General features: G+C 64.4%; 1 protein-coding gene. It reads right to left on the bottom strand.

Annotation, left to right across the window (positions count from 1 at the left end; translation table 11 throughout):
• Positions 1 to 1,307, bottom strand: a 1,307-nt coding sequence (locus D457_RS0131565) for an acyltransferase domain-containing protein (protein WP_160167426.1), incomplete at its 3' end; no start/stop codon positions are given.
• Between the last annotated feature and the right edge of the window lie 6 nt (positions 1,308 to 1,313).

Below are 1,313 nucleotides of genomic sequence, written 5' to 3'. Positions count from 1 at the left end.
CGGTGGTGTTCGTTGAGCCAGTAGCGGGTGTGTTGGAAGGCGTAGGGGGGTAGGTCGACGCGTTGTGCGTTGGGGTGCAGGTTGGCCCAGTTGACGTTGGCTCCGTGGGCGAATGCTTCGCCGAGGGAGAGGAGGAAGCGGTCCCATCCTCCTTGGTCGCGGCGTAGTGATGCTACGTGTGTGATGTCTGTGCCGTGGGCTTCGGCGGTTTGGTCCAGGCCTACTTTGAGTACGGGGTGGGCGGAGGTTTCCACGAAGAGTCGGTGGCCGTTGTCCAGGAGTGTGTGGACGGCGTTTTCGAACAGGACGGGTTCGCGCAGGCTGCGGAACCAGTATTCGGTGGTCAGTTCTCTTCCGGGGATCGGGCGTGCTTGCATGGCCGAGACGATGGGGATGTCGCTGTCTTGGGGGGTGATGCCCTGGAGTTCGTGGAGGAGTTCGTCTCGGATTTCGTCTACGCCGTGGAAGTGGGAGGCGTAGTCCACGTCGACTCGCCAGTGGCGGATTTCTTGGGTTTCGCAGGTGGTGAGGAACTCTTCTAGGGCTTGGGTTTGGCCGGAGACGGTGACGAGTTGTGGTCCGTTGACTACGCCTACGGCTAGGTGGTTGTTCCAGGGGCGTAGGAGGTTTTCGGTGTCGTGGCGGTTGCGGGCGATGACGGCCATGCCGCCGCGTCCTGAGAGTCGGCGCAGGATGCGGGAGCGTACGGCGACGACTTGTGCTGCGTCTTGGAGGGTGAGTGCTCCGGCTACGCAGGCGGCGGCGATTTCTCCTTGGGAGTGTCCGATGACGGTGGCGGGTTGGACTCCGTTGGAGCGCCAGAGGTGGGCGAGGGAGACCATGACGGAGAAGAGGACGGGTTGGAGTACGTCGACGCGGTCGAGTCCGGGGGCGCCGGGGGTTGCTCGGATGACGTGTTCCAGGTCCCAGTCGGTCCAGGGTGAGAGGGCTTGGGCGCATTCGCTCATGCGGGTGGCGAAGGTGGGGGAGGTGTCCCAGAGGTCGAGGGCCATGCCTGCCCATTGGTGGCCTTGTCCGGGGAAGATGAAGACGGGTTTGGTGGGGGTGGTGTTGGGGGTGGTTGTTTGGGTGGTGTTGGGGTGTGGGGTTGCGGTGGCGAGGTGGTCGAGGCCGGTGAGGAGTTCTTGGTGGGTGGAGCCCACGATGATGCCGCGGTTGTTCAGGGTGGTGCGGGTGGTGGCGAGGGAGTGGGCGATGTCGGTGGGGTTGGTGTGGGGGTGGTGGCGTAGGTGTTGGGCGAGTCGGGTGGCTTGGGCGCGTAGGGCGTTGTGGGTGTGACCTGACACCACCCA

Origin of the sequence: Nocardiopsis valliformis DSM 45023 (genome assembly GCF_000340985.1) — a bacterium.
In the GTDB taxonomy this organism is placed as follows: domain Bacteria; phylum Actinomycetota; class Actinomycetes; order Streptosporangiales; family Streptosporangiaceae; genus Nocardiopsis; species Nocardiopsis exhalans.
This window is presented reverse-complemented; position numbering and strand designations above follow the sequence as displayed.